The organism is Vibrio nereis NBRC 15637, from assembly GCF_001591105.1.
In the GTDB taxonomy this organism is placed as follows: domain Bacteria; phylum Pseudomonadota; class Gammaproteobacteria; order Enterobacterales; family Vibrionaceae; genus Vibrio; species Vibrio nereis.
In genome coordinates this window covers 1-2,681 of sequence record NZ_BCUD01000045.1, presented here as the reverse complement: position 1 = coordinate 2,681, position 2,681 = coordinate 1, and the positions used below count along the sequence as shown (strand labels likewise).

Genomic DNA, 2,681 nt, shown 5'->3' with positions numbered 1-2,681 from the left:
AATTAAGGTGTGAACCACGCGACCACAACACTCAAATTGAACACCGTAATCACTAAACTAAACCCAAACCAAAAATGCCAAGCGTGGTGAATCACTCTTAAATTGTTTGTTATGTTTTGGAGCCAAATACATCGTATGCTGTTATTGCCGCTGCCCCGACAGCTACAACTACCGCAAATATTGAAGCTACAAGCGAATGTTTATATCGTTGATGATCAGCTTTTAGATTCGCTACGGCTGATGCCAAAACCGGAAACTGTATACAGTGGCGTTGTTTATCCACTTCAAACTCAAACAATTTAACCTCGACGCCTTTGGATTGCTGATATTTATATACATTAGCCAAATGGTAGTACAATCGACCAAATACCAATTCTGGGTCAGCACGCAACTTTCCTGCAATAAGCTTGCAGTCTATAGGCACATATATTTTTCCATCTCTAATTGTTTCATCTGAATCATACAATTCAAACTCTGCTCGGTAGTGGTTATAAATACATTCAAGCAGTTCTAAATCAGTTGGATTTTTATACACTTATAGCTTCCTTCAAAAAAAACATAACGCCCAATTAAGGGGTGAACAACGCCGCCACCCAAACCTAAAGCATTGTGCCATAAACACTAAATTTGAAGTAAAACCAAAAATGCCGAGCGTTGTGAATCCCTCTTAAATTGCTTGTTAGTTTACCTTTCGCACAAATCGCACGATTTAATTATATTGACCATTTCATGCGACCAACTATAATCTTACTGTAATTCCAGATTTGGAGATTGATCATGCATACATTAACAGCAAATGATGCCAAACGTAATTTTGGTGAGCTACTCCTAAGCGCCCAACGTGAGCCTGTGAAGATTAGCAAGAACAGTAAAGATGCCGTAGTTGTAATGTCTATCAAGGACTATGAAGAACTAGAAGCAATGAAAGCCGATTACCTTAGACATTGCTTCGAGTCCGCAAAACAAGACTTAGCACAAGGTGATGTGGTTGATGGTGAAGACTTTTTAAACGCCTTATAACCCGATATGCAAAAGAACAAATACAAACTGAGTAAATTAGCTCAGGCTCATTTACGGAAAATTAAAAGCTATACAGTTAACAATTTCTCCGAAATGCAGTGGCGAAGCTATAAAGATACGTTACTAACTGGTTTTCAAATGCTTGCTGATAATCCGGCTGTTGGTCGAAGTTGTGATGAAATATACCCAAGCGGATTCTATTTCCCTGTAGGCAAGCATACCGCTTACTTTACAAAAGAGGATGGCTTTATTTTAGTTGTAGCTATACTCGGTCAATCACAACTTCCTCAGAACCACTTATAATCAAGGTTTCACCCTAGATTTGAATTTAGGGTGATGATCTTGATTAGTAAACTAACGCCGCATTAAGGTGTGAGCAACGCCACCACGAGACGTAACCTTACCGCCGTAAACACAAAACCCAACGACGGAATGAAAAATGCCAAGCGTTGGGAATCACTCTTAAATGCTTTGTTAGCTTAACGCAATCAATTATTTGACGTTGGACACCCGACATTTACATATTTCTTGCCTTCAATGAGTTGATAACAATAGCTTTTATCATGTATGACTCCCTGAGTGGGAGTAGTCAACGTAAAACGATAAGATGCTAATGAGGGCATTTGCTTCCCGGTAGGCATATACACTTTAAAATTCAAGCGCTGAGCCTCTCCTTTACCCAGGCCATATCCAAGTTCAATACTCCTGCGCTTACCCTTATTATCTCCATCCAACTCGAGCCAAAATTCATTTGAAGCAGCATAAAACTTATATGAACCTCGTTTTTCACCTTCGTTCTCAAATAAGTATGCCGTTTCTGCGGTATCCAAGATTTCTTGAATAGGGAAATACTCTGTTTGAACAAAATATGGGGAGAACTTTTCCTTCTCTAACTCTAACGAATCTTTCGCTACCAAGTACGTTAGAAACGTAACCACAATTAGTACGACTAACAAAATATCATTTAGAGTTACTTGAAAACTAATAATACTCGAGTTCCTTTCAGTCATTACCTTATCTCACTAAAAATTTCCACTATATCAATAAATTAACATAACATTCAATGCACTCAATGAATCAGTTAAGCTAACGCCGCATTAAGGGGTGAACAACGCCACCACTTAACCTAAACCATTGTGCCGTAAACACTTAAGCTAATTCAAACCAAAACTGCCAAGCGTTGTGAATCCCTCTTAAATGCTTTGTTATGTGACTAGCGCCTTTGATAGACAAATTGACCGTTTTACACCAACGTATTTTCCATATGCACCTGACTCTGAATAAGAGTTACGTTTATAGAAGTTCACCGCTTTTGAGTTAATTCTACGTGTAGACAGGACGGCTTTTTTATAACCTTTTTCAACCGCATAACATTCTAGTTGTTTGAGTAAATAACCACCTGCGCCAGGTTTGTTTGAGTACATTCGCTTTAATTCACACACTTCACTTTGATGGTGCCTAAATACCCCACACGCTACAGCAACTTTGTTTAGGTAGATCACAATACATCCATCTTTCGACGAATCGAAAGCATCAGATGAAAACGAGCTTTCACCAGAATCATTAGTAATCTGGCTGAGTGAATAGTTCAATTCAGCTACGAGAGCTTGAAAATCAATGTTGTTTGGTTCTACTTTCTTGTATTCGAATTTCATACCTGT

General features: G+C 38.6%; 5 protein-coding genes. 2 read left to right on the top strand and 3 right to left on the bottom strand.

Annotated features, from left to right (window positions below; all coding sequences use genetic code 11):
* Positions 1 to 109 precede the first annotated feature (109 nt).
* Positions 110 to 535 carry a hypothetical protein gene (locus tag VNE01S_RS18635; protein ID WP_050450737.1) on the bottom strand — a complete coding sequence of 142 codons (426 nt, stop codon included), beginning with the start codon at positions 533 to 535 and terminating at the stop codon, positions 110 to 112.
* 242 nt (positions 536 to 777) lie between these two features.
* Here VNE01S_RS18635 and VNE01S_RS18630 point away from each other — a divergent pair, with 242 nt between their 5' ends.
* Together VNE01S_RS18630 and VNE01S_RS18625 are read left to right on the top strand one after the other, a co-directional pair.
* Positions 778 to 1,020: a type II toxin-antitoxin system Phd/YefM family antitoxin gene (locus tag VNE01S_RS18630; RefSeq protein ID WP_000557294.1), complete on the top strand. Its 243-nt coding sequence runs from the start codon at positions 778 to 780 to the stop codon at positions 1,018 to 1,020.
* A gap of 6 nt (positions 1,021 to 1,026) precedes the next feature.
* On the top strand, positions 1,027 to 1,323 hold the full coding sequence (locus VNE01S_RS18625) for a type II toxin-antitoxin system RelE/ParE family toxin (RefSeq protein ID WP_045623917.1): 297 nt from the start codon (positions 1,027 to 1,029) through the stop codon (positions 1,321 to 1,323).
* Between the two features lie 185 nt (positions 1,324 to 1,508).
* Here VNE01S_RS18625 and VNE01S_RS18620 read toward each other — a convergent pair whose 3' ends face one another.
* Both VNE01S_RS18620 and VNE01S_RS19510 read right to left on the bottom strand, forming a co-directional pair.
* Positions 1,509 to 2,030, bottom strand: coding sequence for a hypothetical protein (locus VNE01S_RS18620; protein ID WP_053397295.1), 522 nt, complete (start codon positions 2,028 to 2,030; stop codon positions 1,509 to 1,511).
* Positions 2,031 to 2,225: 195 nt separating this feature from the next.
* Positions 2,226 to 2,681 (bottom strand): GNAT family N-acetyltransferase (locus tag VNE01S_RS19510; RefSeq protein ID WP_245649917.1); only part of this gene is annotated, 456 nt, incomplete at its 5' end.